Here is a 17,473-nt window from a genome sequence, read left to right on the forward strand (position 1 = left end):
CCCCTTCGAGCGCGGAGAAGGCAGGATTGAGTCTGATGGCAGCCGATAGACGATACTAGGGATGAGCGGATATGCGTGAGTCTGACGAAGGAACGGTTGTTTCCTCACCACCGCAAACACCTGAAGCCGTCACAACCGAGGCCATTGAGTCCCCAACGCTTCCTCGCCGGTTTTATGTCGGCTGGGCGCTGGCGGCGCTACTGGGCGTGGTTTGGCTTTCCGCCGGCGTCATCAAGGCGCTGGAGCCGTTTGATTTCGTTCGGCAGGTGGCGAGTTTTCAAATCATACCGGGAGGTATGCCGGCCACGGTCGTTGCTTGGGGGCTACTCGCGGCGGAGTGCGCGCTGGGCGGCGCGCTCATCGTCGGCTATCGTCTGCGCTGGGCGCTGGGCGGCGCCGGGCTGCTGACGCTCGTCTTCATGGGTGCATTAGGCTGGGTGCTGGCGGCCGGGATTCCGGTTGAAGACTGCGGTTGCTTCGGGTCGCAGCTCAAGCGCAGCCCAAAAGAAGCTTTGCTGGAGGATGGTGTGATGCTAATGGTGACGCTGATCGCCGGTTGGCTGGTTCGGGGAACGGGCGTCCCACACCCCGCCGTACCGCGAAGTGGTCCTGCCGCGCAGTGGCGCGTCGGCGTTGTGACGCTGTGCGCCGCCTTCGGACTCATGACGCCGCTTGCCTTCGGATTCCCTCTGGGCGGGAGCGATTGGTCAAAGGTCAAAGTGTCGGGCGTGACGACCAATATCGCAACCGGCGAACGCCTTGTGGCGCTGATTGATACGGAATGCAGCCACTGTCAGGAGAGTGTTCCCAAACTCAACGCCTACGTCGGCGTGAAGGATTTTCCCCTTTTTGTCGCGCTCTGCCCCAACGAAGCGTGGCGACGCAAGTTCTTCGTTCAACGCTTTGGGGCGAAGTTTGAACTCGGCGAAATCAGCAAAGACGATTTCAAGCGCCTGCTGGCGGACGGCGATACGCCGCGTGTTGTTTTACTCAGGAACGGGAAGGTCATCGCCGTCTGGAACGTCAACCCGCCGACCGTGGACGATGTGCGCCGCGCACGGACGAAAAGGTAGCCAGACGCCCTGCGGACGCGGCTATTCGCAAGGCGTCCGCTTACGGAACGGCCTTCAAGCTCAACAACTCAACATCCATCCGCTGGACGGACGCGCGCATATCCAACACGTCTTGGCCTGAAACGTTGACGCGGTTTTCAATCCGGTGTGTCCGTGCATCTATGGTTTCAAGCATCGCTTTGAGAGCGGCGAGTTCGCCCTTGACGCTGGCAATCTCGCCCTTGATACCGGTAATCTCGCTCTTGATACCAGCAACCTCACCTTTGATGTTGGTTATCTCTGCGTTGACGCCGGCAATCTCGCCTTTGATGCCGGTGACTTCGCCCTTGACGCCGGTGATTTCCTCGCCAAGCCGCTGAATCAGCGCCGTCTGCTCCGCAAGGCGCTCTAGAACCGTTTCGATGGTAGGCTTGGTTTCCATTGGCGTTACCTCCGACTCGATATAGTTTCGAAAACGTAGCGGTTCGGCAACGTTTAGGGCAAGCGGCTTGCGGTGAATCCAAGCCAACTCAACCTGAATGCCTTGACAGGCGTGCTATCATCCCCGTCTGCGAGTCGAAATGAGCCGACTTAGCTCAGTTGGTAGAGCAACTGATTCGTAATCAGTAGGTCGCCGGTTCAAGTCCGGCAGTCGGCTCCATTGCAGAGCCGGCCAACGCTCTACAACAATCTTCACTTGCCGCCCGGTGAAGTCTGCGTCTGGCTAGTGGCTCAGTCAGCGCGACTCGTAGCTCAGCATGATGCGCGTGTCCTCCTGATCGCCGGGTTCTTCTGGGAAGGCCGTAACGGTAATCGTTTCGCCGGAATTGCGTGTGGCGGAAAGCGCTCGGACGCCGCCGACCGTAGTGCGCGTCACCGTGAAACCAACACCGTCCAGCTTGCTTTCATAAAACCTAAAGACCGCTTCCACGGTGTCGTCCGTTTCAAGCATCAGCGTACCAGAAACCTTGTCGCCGCCGCTGGAAGTCGTCTTAGCGATTACCTTCGCCCCTGGATACAGCACCACCCAGTTTGGAAGGTCGGCCGTGTCGCCGCCGCCCGGCGTGGTGGAACCGGGCGGCGGCCCGCCTTTAGCTACATCGTCAGCCGGTTTCCCGCCTGATTGCCCTTGTTTTTGTTGCTTCTGTAGCTCTTCGAGAGAGACAGTTGTGACCGTGCCGGTTTTCTTGTCGCGGAAGGTGACCAACTGTTTTTCCTCGTCCACCGAGATCACCTCGATGTCAGGGTTCACCAGTTCGACAACCTTCGCCGCTGTCCGCACCGGATTCTTGGCCGCTTGGTTAAACGCATAGTAGGCAAAGTACGCCACAACGGCAGCGATAATGACGCCGAGGACGGTAAGGCTGCCGCAGCCGACCAGTACCCATAACCAGATATTGCTTTTCTTGGCCGCCGGTTGGGACGGCGGCGAGTAAGGTGTCGGCTGCATGGCATACCTCCTCTCTGGGGAAAGCGTCAGCTTCTGATGGCTGCGCCAACCGCTTCGGAGAAAATCTCCACGGCGCAGTCCACTTGGTCGGCGTCTATAACAAGCGGCGGCGAGAAGCGAATCGTTGAGTCGCCTGCGCCCAAGACAATCAGCCCGCGCCGGAAGCATTCCTGCTCAACGCGGTTGCGCAACGCGGCGTCCGGCGTCAGGGTTGCGCGGTCGGTCACAAACTCTACGCCGAGCATCAGCCCCAAACCGCGTACGTCGGCGATCCGGTCGGCGTACTTCGCTTGTACCATCCGCAAGCCGCCCAGCATTCGCTCGCCCATCTCGGCGGCGTTCTTGAGCAACCCTTGGCGCAGCAGATCGAAGGTCTTGAGCGAGGCGGCGATGGCGACTGGGTTGCCGCCGAAGGTTGAGGCATGCGCGCCGACATGCCAGTTCATCAGATCGGCGCGGGCGACCGTCGCGCTCAACGGCAGCCCCGACGCAATACCCTTCGCTATGCACAGCACATCCGGCGTCACACCGAAATGCTCAATGGCGAACATCTTGCCGGTACGCCCCATCCCGGACTGCACTTCGTCCACAATCAGAATGATGTCGTGTTCGTCACAGATGCGGCGCAACTCGTGATGAAACTTCGCCGGCGGAACGATGTAGCCTCCCTCACCCTGAACGGCCTCCACAACAATGGCGGCGACCTCCTCTTTGGGACAGGTGGTTTTGAAAAGCCGTTCCTCAATGACCTTCACGCACTCAACGTGGCACGTATCGGGCGTTTTGCCGTAGGCGCAGCGCAGACAATTGGCGTACGGAATGTGTGTCACATCCAAGGCGGCGCGGCCGAAGCCAAGCCGCTGCGCTGAACGCGACGAGGTTAGCGACAGCGCCCCTAACGTCCGCCCGTGAAAGCTGTTGAAGAAGGCAATGAACTTCGCCCGGCGCGTCGCATACATCGCTACTTTCAGCGCGCACTCGACGGCTTCCGCGCCAGAGTTGCCGAAATGAACGCGCTTGGGAAAGTCCCCCGGCGTTTCGTACTGAAGACGCTCGGCAATGTTCGCAAGCTGTGGGTAGTAGTAATCCGCACCGGCGATATGGACAAACTCGGACGCCTGTTTGGTGATGGCGGCGACAATTTCAGGATGGGCGTGCCCGGTGGCTAAGACAGCGACGCCAGCATTCAGGTCCAAAAACACGTTGCCGTCCACATCCTGAATCATTGCTCCCCATCCGCGCTCAATGACCAGCGGATAGGGACGAGTGTAGCTCGGCGAAACATAGCGATGGTCTTTTTCAACGATGGCTCTGGCGCGAGGGCCGGGTAGTTCCGTAACAATCTGAGGAAACTTGGTAAGCGTAGGAATGGCGGCTGACATAACGACCTCCATGAAAACAAACCCAGTCGGCGCACAGGATGCGCGGCTTTGTCGGCGCTCTCTGGAAGGGAGGTCTAGTCAGCAAACAGGCCGGCGCGTCGCCGCAACGGCAGGCAGGTCAACGCTACACGCAGGCGGAGCGAGGGAGCATAGCAGCGGAAGAATTGCATAGCGCAGACCAGCCGAACGCCAAATTTAGGGAAGGTGGCAGCACGGACGAAACGCCGTGCTGAAACACGATTATGCCGAATTCAACCGCGTCTGTGCAACTTGCCTTCCGCTGCAAGGAAAACCCTGGGGAGTTGCGGCGTGGGGTCGGCGCGTCATTTGCGCGCGGTCGCCGTCCGGCGGCAAGACGGCAAAACCGACCGGCAAAACGTATGTTCACGCACGAAAGTCCGTTGCATTCAATAGGGCTTGGCCTATAATCCCTTCGGTTTCCTCCGTCGGCGGTTAGCGTCTTGGTTTTGGACTGACCGGCCCTCAACGATGCGCCGCCGAGATTCGTCGCCGTTCGACGCCCCAAGTCGTCCCCAAAACCTTGGTGTGTGTTCCCATTAAGGTTGAAACGCGCGTCGCCCGGTTTGCTGAAGTTCCATGAGCATCACACTGAGTAACCATTTTCTCGCTCGTCGGCTTCACTCGCTCAGCGGCGTCATCCCGATTGGCGCTTTCCTGTTGGAGCACCTGTACACAAACTTTCACGCCGTCGCCGGCCCGGAAGCCTTCAACGAAGCCGTCAAAGGCATTCAGGACATGCTACCCGGCGCTCTGCTGCCGCTCGCCGAGCTGTTTCTGATTGGGCTTCCTATTGCCTTTCACGCGATTTACGGCATGTACATCGCCTACACCGCGAAGAGCAACGTGCTGAGCTATAGCTACTTGCGCAATTGGAACTATTTGCTTCAGCGCGTGACGGGCGTCATTTTGCTCGTTTTCATCACGGCGCACGTCCTGACGATGCGCTTCGGCGTCGGCGGCCTAGGGCTTGCTGTAGCCCACCACCCTGATCAGGCGTTCACCATTGTGCAGTACTGGCTGGCCCAGCCCCTGATTATGGCGTTCTACGTGCTGGGGATTTTCTCGGCCGCCTTCCACCTCGCCAATGGCCTGTGGACGTTCGCCATTGTCTGGGGCATTACGGTTAGTACGCGATCGCAGCAGGCGTTCTCCTACGCCTGCGCCGTCTTTGGCTTTGCGGTGTTCGCCGTCGGCGTTCGAGCGGCGTTCGCCTTTCTGCCATAGACCTTCCTGACATTACGAAGCAAGGTACGCATGAACAAAAAGCCTAGCATTATCGTCGTCGGCGGCGGATTGGCCGGCCTAATGACCACCATTAAGGTCTGCGAACTCGGCTATACCGTTGACCTCTTTTCACTCGTCCCCGTCAAGCGGTCGCATTCCGTCTGCGCGCAGGGCGGCATCAACGGCGCCGTCAACACCAAAGGGGAAGGAGATTCAACCTACGAACACTTTGACGACACGATCTACGGCGGCGACTTTCTAGCCGATCAGCCGCCGGTCAAGGCCATGTGCGACATGGCTCCTGACATCATCTATATGTTTGACCGGATGGGCGTTCCCTTCTCACGGACGCCTGAAGGGCTGATTGATTTTCGTCGGTTTGGCGGAACCAAATACCACCGGACGGCGTTCGCCGGCGCGACGACGGGGCAGCAACTCCTCTACGCGCTCGATGAGCAGGTGCGTCGTTACGAAGCCGAAGGCAAGGTGCGCAAGTACGAAGGCTGGGAATTCCTGTCCGGCGTCATTGACAACGGCCGCTGCTACGGCATCACGGCGATGAACCTGCAGTCGCTTGAGGTCAAAGCCTTCGCTGGCGCAGCCGTCGTTATGGCAACCGGCGGTATCGGGGCGATTTTTGGCAAGTCCACCAACTCCGTCATCTGCACCGGCAGCGCGCAGGGAGCGCTTTATCGGCAGGGCGTCAAGTACGCCAACGGGGAGTTTATTCAGGTTCACCCGACGGCGATTCCCGGCGAGGACAAACTCCGTCTGATGTCGGAAAGCGCGCGCGGCGAAGGGGGGCGCATCTGGGTACCGCGCATCCCAAACGACCGACGCGCGCCAAAGGACATTCCCGTTTCGGAGCGGTGGTACTTCCTTGAAGAAAAGTATCCCGAATACGGCAACCTGGTGCCGCGCGACATCGCCACGCGCGAAATCTTCCAAGTGTGTCTGGACGGCTATGGGGTCGGCGGCAAGTTCCAAGTCTACCTTGACCTAACCCACATTCCGCGCGAGCAACTCGACCGCCGGCTGGGCGGGATTCTTGAAATCTACGAAATGTTTGTCGGCGAAGACCCGCGTGAAACGCCGATGCGTGTCTTTCCCGCCGTACACTACACCATGGGCGGACTGTGGGTGGACTACGAACAGCAGACAAACATTGCCGGCCTCTTCGCCGTCGGCGAGTGTGACTACTCTATTCACGGCGCAAATCGGTTGGGCGCGAATAGTCTGCTGTCATGCATCTATGCAGGCATCATCGCCGGGCCGGCCGCCGTCAACTTCGCCAAGAACAACTCGGTCAAAGACTTGCAAGACCCGATTTTCGAGCGTGAGCGGGCGCGGCAGGCGGCAATCAACGAAGCTCTCAAAAACAAGCGCGGGACGGAAAACCCGCGCATCCTGCACGAAGAACTGGGGCGCGTGATGACCGAAAACGTGACGGTCATTCGGTACAACGACCGGCTGCGCCAGACAGATGAAAAACTCCAAGAACTGCTGGAACGCTACGAGCGCATCAACCTCAACGAGCAGAATTACTGGGCGACGCAGGCGATTCCGCATGCACGCCAACTGGAGAACATGCTCCATCTGGCGCGGGTCATCACGTTGGGCGCGCTAAACCGGGACGAGTCGCGCGGCGCGCACTACAAACCGGAATTTCCGGAACGCGACGACGAGCGTTTCTTGAAGACCACCATCGCCACGTGGACGCCGGAAGGGCCGCAGTTGACCTACGAAGATGTCAACGTGAGCCTCATCAAGCCGCGCAAGCGGGATTACTCCAAGAAGAAAGCCGCTTGACGCTAGGGGTTGTTATGTACCGTGCCGCCGTCGGTTTCCTGCTTGTCGTCGGGTTTGGACTCGGTTGTTGTCCGATTCCGTCCGCCAATGCGGCGTGTCGCCTGAGGGTCGGGCAGGCGATGCCTGTCGAAACAGCGCCGGTGGCAATGCACGGCTTGTACAGGGGAGGCTTCAAGCAGGGTTTCCGCTGGAACGACCTCAACGGCGAAAACTGGCTGATTCTGACGGAGACCGGCGAGTTTACGCCGCCCGGCCGGAAGCGGAGAACGGACGGATCGGATGAGTTTCGCCAAGCCGAACTGTACGCCTACCGGTTCGTCAACGTGAACGGCGTGTTTTCTAAGGCGTGGCAAATCAAGGACTTTGTCCGCGAGTGTCCGCTGGACATCACGGCGGAGTTCATTCTCCCCGCTACGGAAATCACCGACTTGGATGGCAATGGGATTGCCGAGGCGTGGGTGATGTACAAAACGGCCTGTCGCGGCGATGTCAGCCCGGCGACGCTCAAAATCATCATGTACGAGAACACCCGGAAGTACGCCATGCGTGGCCGCGCCCGCATCGAGTTACCGGATTTTGCCGAAGGCGGCGATATGACGCCCGACGCTGCTTTCAACGGAAAACCAGTGTTTCTTCGGCATGCCGAACAGAAATGGAAGCAGTTTGGCACGGAAAAGTTTGAATGACGAAGCCTACGGCCGCCAATGATGGCGGCTGCTCAACGCCTCCCTTTGGAAGAAGATGCAATTTCAATATCAACGCTGCCCCCGGATGGAGATGGCGCTATGACCCGTGAAAAGATTGTTCTCAAAATCAAACGCAAGGACGCTCCCGACAAGCCGGCGCGCTGGGAGGAGTTCGCCCTGCCGTACCGGCCCAACATGAACATCATCAGTTGTTTGATGGAGATTCAAAAAAATCCGGTTACAGCGTCCGGTCAGGCGACAACGCCGGTGGTGTGGGAGTGCTGCTGTTTGGAGCATGTGTGCGGCGCGTGTTCAATGGTCATCAACGGCAAAGCCCGACAGGCATGCAGTACGTTGGTGGATAAACTCGAAGCCGGTCCCATTACGCTAGAGCCGCTGACGAAATTTCCGGTCGTCCGCGACCTACAGGTTGACCGCTCCCGGCTGTTCAACGACCTCAAGAAAGTCAAGGCGTGGATTCCAATTGATGGTACATACGCTATGGGGCCGGGGCCGCGGCTGGATCAGAAAACCACGGAGATTCGTTACAAACTCTCCACCTGCATGTCCTGCGCCGTGTGTATGGAGGTGTGTCCGCAGTATAACGAGCGGTCAGCGTTCATTGGCCCGGCGGTGCTCAATCAAGTACGGTTGATGAACCTGCATCCGACCGGCAAGCTCAACCGCGACGAACGGTTGGAAGCCATCATGGGCGAAGGTGGCATTACGGATTGCGGCAACGCGCAAAACTGCGTCAAAGCCTGTCCGAAAAATATTCCACTGACCGAGTCCATCGCCGATCTGGGGCGTCAGACGACGCTCTATGGCTTGTTTGGGTGGCTCAATCCCTGAGGCGGCTATGACGGACATTCAGCAGATTACGGCGACCGAGTTGGCGCAACGTCTTGCCGCCGGCGAATCCGTCAACCTGCTCGACGTACGGGAAGCGTGGGAGTATGAGTTCAACCGGATTCCCGGCAGCCGGCTGCATCCAATGAGTGAACTGCCGGATTGGGCGCAGAAACTTGATCCGACGCAGGAGTACGTCGTCTATTGCCACCATGGGATTCGGAGCATGCACGCCTGCGCTTACCTTCGCAGCAAGGGCTTCACGCGGCTGGTCAACCTTGTCGGCGGGATTGACGCTTGGTCGCGCGAAGTTGACCCAACGGTCCCACTTTACTGAACAGGCCCTATGCGCCCGGCGCGGCGGTTTTCGTTTGCTCTAGCGCCGCCCGGACGCCTTGCGTAAGGAACTCACGCAAACGTTGATATTCCGTCCATGATCGCCCGGCGATGAGGCCGCCGTCCACCACCAGCGCGTGGCCTGTGACGAAGCGCGCATCGTCGCTTGCCAGCCAGAGGACAGCCTGGGCAATGTCTATGGGTTGACCGGCATGGCGCAGAGGTTGGGCGTTCACTTGCATCGGGGCCATCAACGGCGCCAGGGCGCGTGAGGTCTCCGGTGGCAGCCCGAAAGCGTTGCCGAAGATACCGGTGGCGATGAAGCCCGGACAGACGCAGTTGACGCGAATGCCCTGTTCAGCGAGCTCCATCGCCACGGAACGGGTTAGATGAATGACGGCTGCTTTGCATGCGCTGTAGATGTGCGGCGCGTGACCGGTGCGCAGTCCAGCGACGCTGGCTGTACTGATGATGCCGCCCGTGCGACGCGGTGCCATCACGCGCGCAGCGTGCTTCATCCCCAAAAAGACGCTGCGCAGCAGCAGCGCCACCGTCTGATCAAACCCGGCGACGGGCGTTTCGGCGATGGGTGCGGAAACGCCCTGTGCGCCGGCGTTGTTGAACATGACATCGAGTGCGCCAAAGTGCGATACGGCGAAATCCACCAGCGCCGCAATCTCTTCTTCCCGCGTAACGTCGGCATGGCAATAGGCGGCGCGGTCGCCGAGTTCGGCGGCAATGTCTGCTCCCCGCTCATCCTGAATGTCACTCAAAACGACCTTGGCACCTTCAGCATGAAACAGCCGCGCCGTCGCTTCGCCGATGCCGCTCGCTGCTCCAGTGACGACGGCGACTTTTCCGTCAAGTTTGCCCATTGGGATGACTCCATTGCGCTTGAAAAAAAAATACGCTCAGAAAGGGGGTTATCCGCCGAAGAAACGCTTGATGCGTTCCCACAGCGACGGTGTGGGGATGTTGAAAGGCTGGTTGAATTCGGGAATAGCGGCTGGCTCCTGGAACGATTCCGGCGGGCGCGACTCCCGTAGGCTGCGCAGGCGACTGGCCATCGGCGTCGCCAAATCGGGCGGCGGCAGGGCGTCGTCTTCAACGGGCGCAGCCGGTGTGATGTTGGGACGGTTGGAGCGCGGTACTTCCCCGGACGCCGGACGCCGCGCATTACCACTCCGCAGACGCGATGGGCTTTCCTCTTCCACGGTGTGATTCCTCCTGCAAGAACAAGACGACCGGCGGGACAAAAAGCCGAACCGGACTAACGATCCGTTGCAATGCGTGGGTCAAGCAGACGGTAGAGCAAGTCCGTCAGCGTATTGACGGTGACATATGTCAGCGCGATGGCCAAGATGTTTGCCTGTACTTGGTTGTACTCACGCTCATTGATGGCGCGCACCGTCAGGTCGCCGACGCCCGGCAAAGAAAAAATGGTTTCCGTCACGATTGCGCCAGTGAGCACAATCCCAAACTGCAAGCCGATGATGGTAACGACCGGGATGAGGCTGTTTTTGAGAACGTGTTTGAACAGCACGACGCGCTCCGGTAGTCCCTTGGCGCGCGCCGTACGGACGTAATCCTCACCCAACTCTTCAAGGAAACTGGAGCGGACAAGGCGGGTCAGGATGGCGGCCATGGCAAGGCCAAGCGTGGTCGCCGGTAGGATAAAGTGTTCCACGCCGTCGCTGCCGGAGACCGGCAGCCAGTCAAGGTACACGGCGAAGAGCAAGATCGCCAACGGCCCGATGACGAAGTTGGGCAGCGCGACGCCGCCTAGCGACGCAACGGAAATCACCGTATCAAGCCATCGCCCACGGAAAACCGCCGCTGCAACACCGAGCGGGATGGCGACGACGACCGCCACGAGGATGGCGGCGATGGCGAGCTTAAGCGTCGTTGGGTAACGCTTGAGCAGTTCCTGCATGACGTTCTTACCGCTGAAGGTTTCGCCTAAGTCGCCGCGCAAGATACCGCGATGTTTGTCAGCGCCGTCCGGCGTGGACGCCCCGATCCACAGACGAACGTACTGTCGCCACAGCGGTAAATCGAGGCCGTGTTTATGGCGGAGGGCCTGGATGTCCTCCGGGCGCGCACTGTCGCCAAGGTACATCACGACCGGGTCACCGGGTACAAGGTGAATCAACAAAAACACCAGCGTGACGACGGCCCACATCACGGGAATGACGACCGCCATCCGTTTGAGAAATGTCAGGACAAGCGACACCGGCACAGACGGCACAGCGGCGACCAGAGTCGCCGCCAGAAGGGTATGGGTTCAGTCTGTTAGTTGAGCCGGCACTGAAGCCGACGGATGGCCTTTTTGGCGGCGGTGTACTCCGGGTAGTACGCCAGCGCAATACTGTACTCCCGCATTGCGTCCATCCAGCGCCCCTGAAACTCAAGCACCCGGCCGTAGTTGAAGTGCGGGTAGAAATAACACTCGTACCGTTTAGCCTTCATCGCGCGCTTGAGCCACAACGTCGCCGACAGCGGATCGCCCCGCTCGATCAAATATGCGCCAATGTCGTTGTAGGGATTGCCAAACTCCGGGTCGAGTTCAATTGCGCGCAGACACTCCGCAATCGCACGGTCCAGGTCGCCCAAAAAGCTGTACGTCCAACCGAGAAAGGTGTGGGCTTCCGCCGTCGGGTAAAGCGCAATCGAGCGTTCGTACAGTTGAATGGCCTCTTCAAGCTTGCCTTCCATCTGCCGCCGATACGCCGCCTGAAAGTAATAGGCAGCTTCTCGCTCAGCCACATCGTCGGTCGTCTCAGGGCGCTCAAAGTCATCCCGCGCGTCGTTCATGGTGTTCATCCTCACCGGTAAGCTGAAGTCGTCGCCGATGTGTACGCCGCCCTTTTGTCATAAGCGCGGCCGCAGCTTCAACGGTTAAGATGTCCTGCTCAATCAGCCGTTCCAACAATCGCAGGAAAACCTTAGCGGTCGCAAGGGCGTCTCCCGATGCGCGGTGGCGGGCCACATTCGGAATCCGAAAGTAATCCGTGACGGCGTCCAATCGGTAGCTGTCTAGACCGGGCGCAAGGCGGCGCGCAAGTTGCACCGTACACAGCGTCGGCGCTGTCCAGACAAAGGTCTCATCGGCGCGCGTCAACTCAGCGGTGAGAAAACGGCGGTCAAAGGCTGCGTTGTGGGCGACCACCACTGCTGCGCTGAGACGCTCCCGTATGTCGAACGCCACCGCCGCAAAAGGCGGGGCGGCGGCGACCATGGCGTCCGTAATGCCGGTCAAGGCGCTGATAGCCGGCGGAATCGGTTCACCGGGATTAATCAGGCTCGTGAAGGTCTCGGTAATCCGTCCGCGCTCAATCGTGACACAGGCGACTTCAGTAACCCGCCCCCGCTGCGCGCTGCGCCCCGTCGTTTCCACATCAACCACGGCGAAGCGGGCTTCGGTCAGCAGCGCAGACGCGAAGTTCTCCGCCGGCGACGACGGACGCCAACGCAGACAGTTGTCGTCGCCGAGAACGGCTTCGGGGATTTGCGCAAGCAAAGGTTGCAAAATCCGGCGGATTTGCTCCGGCGACGCCCACGGCGCTTTGAGGAGATCGCGCCCCAGCGTTGTGAGTGAAACTGGACCGCACGCTGTCGCCAACCGCATGCGAAGTTGGTGGAGAATCGTAGAAGCGCCCATCGTCGCTCTGCTTTGCGCGCCGTTTCCGGCGGCGGCGTGGGGAACCAAAAGCTTTTCAAAAGCGCCAACAGCGTCCACCGGGCCTCAGCGCCTGCACCGCGCCAACCGCTTCCCCGGCGAGTTGCATCGCAGCCCGTATTCCTCGACAATCAGCCCTTTCCGGCCCGAACCGAAAGTTTGCGTCCAGAAGTTTGCGTCCAGCCCAAGCAACCACCGTCCATGAAGGCTCTCAAACCTTTCCGTGAACTCCTTGCCGCCGGCGGCATCCATGTCTTCGACGGCGCCATGGGGACGATGCTCTACGCCAGAGGCGTGTACGTCAACCGCTGCTACGACGAAATTTCGCTTTCCAACCCCTCGCTCGTGCAGGAAATCCACCGCGAGTACGTCAAGGCCGGCGCGGAAATCGTCCAGACCAACACCTTTGGCGCGAATCGGCCGAAGCTTGAGGCTTACGGGTTTCAAGACCGCGTTCAGGAAATCAACTACAAGGCGGCGAAGCTGGCGCGGGAAGCGGTGGGGCCGCAGGTGTATGTCGCCGGCTCTATCGGGCCGCTTGGCATCCGCATTGAGCCGTGGGGTCCAACCTCGTTTGATGAAGCTAAGGCGTTTTTCCGCGAGCAAGCTGAAGCCTTGCTGGACGGCGGCGTAGACCTCATCGTACTCGAAACCTTCACCGACCTAACCGAGATTCGGCAGGCGCTGGCGGCCGTCCGGGAACTGTCGCCCGACCTTCCCGTGGTCGCCCAGATGACCGTAGGCGAAGATGGAACGACCGGTTACGGAACGGCGCCGGAAGTTTTTACCCGGCGGCTCGACGAATGGGGCGCGGACGCCATCGGCCTCAACTGCAGTGTCGGTCCCAAACCAATGCTCGAAGCTATTGAGCGCATGGCGGCGCTCACCGACAAGCCCCTCTCCGCACAACCCAACGCCGGCCTGCCCCAGGACCTCCACGGACGCAAGATTTACCTGTGTTCACCAGAGTACATGGCAAAATATGCGCGGCGGCTCATTCAGACAGGCGTCCGACTCATCGGCGGTTGCTGCGGGACGACGCCCGAACACATCAAAACCCTCAAGGCCGCCGTCCGAGCGCTGTCGCCAGCCAAACGCCTGGAGCCGGTTATCCAAGTCGCCGAAACCAAACTCCCCGACGTCCGCATCACGCCGACCGAAGAAAAATCGCGCTTTGCGCGCAAGATTGCTCGCGGAGAGTTCGTCACCAGCGTCGAAATCGTTCCACCACGCGGCTGTGACCCAACCAAAATGTTGGAAGGCGTCCGGCTGCTCAAAGAAGCGGGTGTGGACGCCGTCAATGTGCCTGACGGCCCGCGCGCGCAATCCCGCATGAGCGCCATCGCCACTTCGGTCATCATCGAGCAGCGGGTCGGCATTGAAACTGTGACGCACTACTGTTGCCGCGACCGCAATCTACTGGGGATGACCTCCGATCTGCTGGGCGCGGCCGGGCTGGGTTTGCGCAACATTCTCCTCATCACCGGGGACCCGCCTAAAATGGGTCCTTACCCAGACGCCACCGCCGTCTTTGACATTGACTCCATCGGTCTGACCAACATGGTCAAACGGCTCAACATGGGCCTTGACTTGGGTGGAAACGCCATCGGGCAGCCAACGTCCTACTTCATCGGCGTCGGCGTCAATCCCTGCGCTGTGGATTTGGATTACGAAATCCGCCGGTTTGAATACAAAGTTGAAGCCGGGGCGGAGTTTGCCATCACGCAGCCGATCTTCGACGTAGCGATGTTTCGCGCGTTTCTCAAACGGATTGAGCACTGTCGCATTCCCATCATCGCCGGCATCTGGCCGCTGACGAGCTACCGGAACGCGGAATTTCTCAGCAACGAAGTGCCGGGCGTCGTTGTGTCGCCGGACATTCTCGAACGGATGCGCCGCGCCAATGCTTCGCCGGAGGCGGGGCAACGCGAAGGCTTGGCTATCGCCCGCGAAATGCTGGCCGAAGTGCGCGACCTTGTGCAGGGCGTTCAGGTCAGCGCGCCATTCGGGCGCGTCGCCTATGCGCTGGAAGTGTTCTCCGTCCTGTAAGTTGTCTGCTACGGCGCGCAGCCGCAGGCTTACCAGTACCGCAGCAGTCGCAGCCAGAAAACGCCAATCGTCAGCCAGACGGCTAAATTCGCCAGCGACGTCACCAATCCCAGCCGCCACCATGTCCGCTGACCGACGTAACCGGCGGCGAAGTAAATCGGTGCAGGGGTCGTCCCGTAGTGGGTTAGGCCGGCGCATAGGTTTGAGGCGTAAGCCAGCACAAAAGCCGCCAATAACGCCGGCGCTCCGGCGGCGAGCAAGACCACGAGAAACGGTACGTACATTGCCGTTGCATGTGCGGTGATGCTTGCAAAGGCGTAGTGGGCGTAGAAGTACGCGGCGACCAACACCAAGCCAGCGGCGGGCCACGCCCAGCCAGCCGCTTGACCGGCGACCGCCTGCGCAAACCGCTCGGTCAACCCTGTTTCACCAAGAGCTTCCGCCAACCGAACCAAGCCGCCATACCACAGGAAAACATCCCACGCAAAGCGTTCGCCTGTTACGTCTTCCCACGTCAGCACACCGGTCAGCAACAGCACGCCGACGCCCAACAGGGCGACAACGGCGTAGTTGAGCAGTCCTTCCAAGCCAAGACTGCGCAGCCACACGTCCGCGTTGGGAATGCCGGATGTTAGCCACAGCACGATGACGAAAACAAACACGCCGGCTAACAGCCGCTCGTCCCAACTCGTCGGCCCCAGCCGCTCAAGTTCCGCCTGCGCCAGACGCGGCGCATCCGGCGTCTGGGTAATCTCCGGTGGAAACAGCCGGTAAAGCAGCAGCGGGACGATAACCAGTGACGTCAACGCTGGGACAACGCCGCCGGCAAACCAGCTGCCGTAGGTTAACTCCACATTAACGGTCGTTTTGGCGAGCTTGGCGATGAGGACGTTCGACGCCTGTCCGGTCAGGAAGAGGGCGCAGGCAATAACTTCGCACTGGTAGACCATGACGACCAGAAACGCGCCTAAGCGTCGGGCCGTCGCGCCGGGACGGGACTCATACGCTTCGGCGACGCTCTTCACAATCGGAAACAGCACGCCGCCCGCCCGCGCGCCGTTGGAGGGGATGGCGGCGGCCAAAACCACGTCGGCGGCGACCAGCGCGTAGCCCAACCCCAGCGTCCGCCGACCCATTAGGCGGATGAACTGAAAGGCCAGTCGGCGTCCGAAGCCGGTGCGCGTCATAGCGCGCGCCATCAGACAGGCGGCTAAAACCAACCATACCGTTGGGTCACCGTAGCCGGCCAGCGCCGACTTGGGCGGCAGCGCGCCGGTCGCCGTCGCCGCGATGACGCCCAACAAGACCACCAGCCCGCCCGCCGCCGGTTGCAGAATGAGACCGGCGATGACGGCAGCGAAAATCCCCGTAAGCGGACGCGCATTGGCGGCAAGATCGGTTGGACATAAGGCCCAAGCGGCAATTCCGACGCCGAGCGGCGCAAGCCCGCGCAGGAGTTTGGAACCTGTGAAATGTTGCGTCATGGAGAGCTTCCTGCGGATTGTCGGCGTTGGCCGTAGTGATATTTTTAGCTTATCGTTGAATAAGGTTCTTTTATAGCGCCGAGCCTGTGCGAGGCGGTTCGGCCGGGCGTCCAAATTGTTCTCGCCGTCTTTCGGCGGTCAGGAGCAGCGTCTATGCAGATTGACCTCACTGAAGAACAGATCCGCATTAAGTTCTCAGTTCGTGAGTTTGCCGAAGCTGAAATCGCGCCCCGTGTCATGACATGGGACGAACCCCAGCAATTTCCACTCGAACTGCAACCCAAGCTGGCCGAAATGGGGCTGATGGGCGTCATCATTCCTGAAGCCTATGGCGGAGCCGGGCTAGGGTATGTCGAATACGTGACCATCATCGAAGAGTTGGCGCGCGTAGACCCCTCGGTAGCGCTGGGCGTCGCCGCCCACAACTCCCTTGGCACAAACCACATTTTCATGGCTGGGACGGAAGCCCAACGGCAGACCTATGTAGCGCCGCTGGCGCGCGGCGAGAAGCTGAGCGCATGGGCACTGACCGAACCCGGCTCCGGCAGCGACGCAGCCGGCTTGGCCACAACGGCTGTACGGCGCAACGGCTACTTTGTCCTCAACGGCAGCAAGAACTTCATTACGCATGCCAGCTACGCGGACACCTGCGTCGTACTAGCCAGCACCGACCGCTCAAAGGGAACGCATGGCATCTCGGCGTTCATTGTGCCAACCGATACGCCGGGTTTCATACGCGGCAAGAAGGAAAACAAGCTGGGGATGCGCGCTTCCGATACGGCCAGCTTGGCGTTTGTGGACATGCAGGTTCCGGCTGAAAATCTGCTCGGACAAGAAAACGAGGGTTTTGTGGACGCCCTAAAGATTCTCGACGGTGGACGCATCTCGATTGCGGCGCTCTCGGTCGGGATTGCGCAGGGGGCGTACGAGGCGGCGCTGCGCTATGCCAAGGAACGGCACGCTTTTGGGCGTCCAATCGCCGAGTTTCAGGCGACACAGTGGAAGCTAGCCGATATGGCGACCCAGATCGAAGCTGCGCGGCTACTGACCTGGCGCGCGGCGGTGCTCAAGGACGCCGGTAAACGGACGACACGCGAATCAGCGATGGCGAAGCTTTACGCTTCAGAGGTTGCCGTCAAAGTCGCTGAAGAAGCCATCCAGATTCATGGCGGCTACGGGTATACGAAAGACTACCCAGTGGAGAAGTTCTGGCGCGACGCCAAGCTCTGTACGATTGGCGAAGGCACGTCGGAGATTCAGCGGCTTGTCATCGCGCGCGAGATTCTGCGGCATCATTAGGGCGCTCTCCGCTTGGGCGCAGTGGTAGTCGCGGTGAAACGCCTTGCCGTTTGGGATGCAGTGGAATGCCGCCGTGCCTCAAACGGCGGTCTGTTGACTTCTCGTTCTAGGAAAGCACGAGGGTAAGTTTCCAAAGGAGAGGAGGTAGGGCCA

Annotated in this window: 17 protein-coding genes and 1 tRNA gene; 9 read left to right on the plus strand and 9 right to left on the minus strand. The window is 60.2% G+C overall.

Translation table 11 applies throughout. The annotated features are described in order from the left end of the window. The first annotated feature begins 71 nt into the window (after positions 1–71). The gene (locus tag NZ585_03950; protein ID MCS7079189.1) at positions 72–1,073 is read left to right on the plus strand and encodes a hypothetical protein; all 1,002 of its coding nucleotides are present in this window, start codon (positions 72–74) and stop codon (positions 1,071–1,073) included. A gap of 40 nt (positions 1,074–1,113) precedes the next feature. On the opposite strand, the gene NZ585_03955 is transcribed toward NZ585_03950, so the two are convergent. After that, entirely contained in the window at positions 1,114–1,494 is a 381-nt protein-coding gene (locus NZ585_03955) for a hypothetical protein (GenBank protein ID MCS7079190.1), read from the minus strand. Positions 1,495–1,637: 143 nt separating this feature from the next. Between NZ585_03955 and NZ585_03960 the strand changes: the two genes are divergently transcribed. Then, positions 1,638–1,713: transfer RNA gene (locus tag NZ585_03960), tRNA-Thr, on the plus strand. A gap of 75 nt (positions 1,714–1,788) precedes the next feature. Here NZ585_03960 and NZ585_03965 read toward each other — a convergent pair. After that, the gene (locus NZ585_03965) at positions 1,789–2,502 is read right to left on the minus strand and encodes a hypothetical protein (GenBank protein MCS7079191.1); all 714 of its coding nucleotides are present in this window, start codon (positions 2,500–2,502) and stop codon (positions 1,789–1,791) included. Positions 2,503–2,528: 26 nt separating this feature from the next. Continuing rightward, positions 2,529–3,884 (minus strand): acetyl ornithine aminotransferase family protein, encoded by a 1,356-nt coding sequence (locus NZ585_03970; GenBank protein MCS7079192.1) that lies wholly within the window; start codon positions 3,882–3,884, stop codon positions 2,529–2,531. Between the two features lie 597 nt (positions 3,885–4,481). Between NZ585_03970 and NZ585_03975 the strand changes: the two genes are divergently transcribed. The 5 genes from NZ585_03975 to NZ585_03995 all read left to right on the plus strand — a co-directional run bounded on the left by NZ585_03975 (position 4,482) and on the right by NZ585_03995 (position 8,810). After that, a complete protein-coding gene (locus NZ585_03975) occupies positions 4,482–5,129 on the plus strand; it encodes a succinate dehydrogenase cytochrome b558 subunit (GenBank protein ID MCS7079193.1) in 648 nt (215 codons plus the stop codon). Positions 5,130–5,159: 30 nt separating this feature from the next. Next, positions 5,160–6,938, plus strand: a complete 1,779-nt coding sequence (sdhA, locus tag NZ585_03980) for a succinate dehydrogenase flavoprotein subunit (GenBank protein ID MCS7079194.1) — start codon at positions 5,160–5,162, stop codon at positions 6,936–6,938. Positions 6,939–6,952: 14 nt separating this feature from the next. Beyond that, positions 6,953–7,624 (plus strand): hypothetical protein, encoded by a 672-nt coding sequence (locus NZ585_03985; GenBank protein MCS7079195.1) that lies wholly within the window; start codon positions 6,953–6,955, stop codon positions 7,622–7,624. A 99-nt stretch (positions 7,625–7,723) separates the two neighbouring features. After that, positions 7,724–8,476 carry a succinate dehydrogenase iron-sulfur subunit gene (sdhB, locus tag NZ585_03990; protein ID MCS7079196.1) on the plus strand — a complete coding sequence of 251 codons (753 nt, stop codon included), beginning with the start codon at positions 7,724–7,726 and terminating at the stop codon, positions 8,474–8,476. Between the two features lie 7 nt (positions 8,477–8,483). Further along, positions 8,484–8,810 (plus strand): rhodanese-like domain-containing protein, encoded by a 327-nt coding sequence (locus tag NZ585_03995; GenBank protein ID MCS7079197.1) that lies wholly within the window; start codon positions 8,484–8,486, stop codon positions 8,808–8,810. Positions 8,811–8,817: 7 nt separating this feature from the next. Here the strand turns inward: NZ585_03995 and NZ585_04000 are convergent, their stop codons facing one another. The 5 genes from NZ585_04000 to NZ585_04020 all read right to left on the minus strand — a co-directional run bounded on the left by NZ585_04000 (position 8,818) and on the right by NZ585_04020 (position 12,470). Then, positions 8,818–9,684, minus strand: coding sequence for a glucose 1-dehydrogenase (locus tag NZ585_04000; protein ID MCS7079198.1), 867 nt, complete (start codon positions 9,682–9,684; stop codon positions 8,818–8,820). Between the two features lie 48 nt (positions 9,685–9,732). Beyond that, the gene (locus tag NZ585_04005; GenBank protein ID MCS7079199.1) at positions 9,733–10,023 is read right to left on the minus strand and encodes a hypothetical protein; all 291 of its coding nucleotides are present in this window, start codon (positions 10,021–10,023) and stop codon (positions 9,733–9,735) included. 56 nt (positions 10,024–10,079) lie between these two features. Next, the gene (locus NZ585_04010) at positions 10,080–11,012 is read right to left on the minus strand and encodes an ABC transporter permease (protein ID MCS7079200.1); all 933 of its coding nucleotides are present in this window, start codon (positions 11,010–11,012) and stop codon (positions 10,080–10,082) included. Positions 11,013–11,101: 89 nt separating this feature from the next. After that, a complete protein-coding gene (locus tag NZ585_04015; protein ID MCS7079201.1) occupies positions 11,102–11,623 on the minus strand; it encodes a tetratricopeptide repeat protein in 522 nt (173 codons plus the stop codon). Further along, positions 11,604–12,470 carry an exonuclease domain-containing protein gene (locus NZ585_04020; protein ID MCS7079202.1) on the minus strand — a complete coding sequence of 289 codons (867 nt, stop codon included), beginning with the start codon at positions 12,468–12,470 and terminating at the stop codon, positions 11,604–11,606. The genes NZ585_04015 and NZ585_04020 overlap by 20 nt, the downstream gene beginning before the upstream one ends. A 219-nt stretch (positions 12,471–12,689) precedes the next feature. On the opposite strand from NZ585_04020, the gene NZ585_04025 reads away from it, so the two are divergent. Next, positions 12,690–14,537: a bifunctional homocysteine S-methyltransferase/methylenetetrahydrofolate reductase gene (locus tag NZ585_04025; GenBank protein ID MCS7079203.1), complete on the plus strand. Its 1,848-nt coding sequence runs from the start codon at positions 12,690–12,692 to the stop codon at positions 14,535–14,537. Positions 14,538–14,566: 29 nt separating this feature from the next. Here NZ585_04025 and NZ585_04030 read toward each other — a convergent pair whose 3' ends face one another. After that, positions 14,567–16,021, minus strand: a complete 1,455-nt coding sequence (locus NZ585_04030; GenBank protein ID MCS7079204.1) for an anion permease — start codon at positions 16,019–16,021, stop codon at positions 14,567–14,569. A gap of 153 nt (positions 16,022–16,174) precedes the next feature. Here NZ585_04030 and NZ585_04035 point away from each other — a divergent pair, with 153 nt between their 5' ends. Beyond that, positions 16,175–17,320 (plus strand): acyl-CoA dehydrogenase, encoded by a 1,146-nt coding sequence (locus tag NZ585_04035; protein ID MCS7079205.1) that lies wholly within the window; start codon positions 16,175–16,177, stop codon positions 17,318–17,320. Positions 17,321–17,473: the final 153 nt, after the last annotated feature.

Source organism: Chloracidobacterium sp. (assembly GCA_025057975.1).
Classification (GTDB): domain Bacteria; phylum Acidobacteriota; class Blastocatellia; order Chloracidobacteriales; family Chloracidobacteriaceae; genus Chloracidobacterium.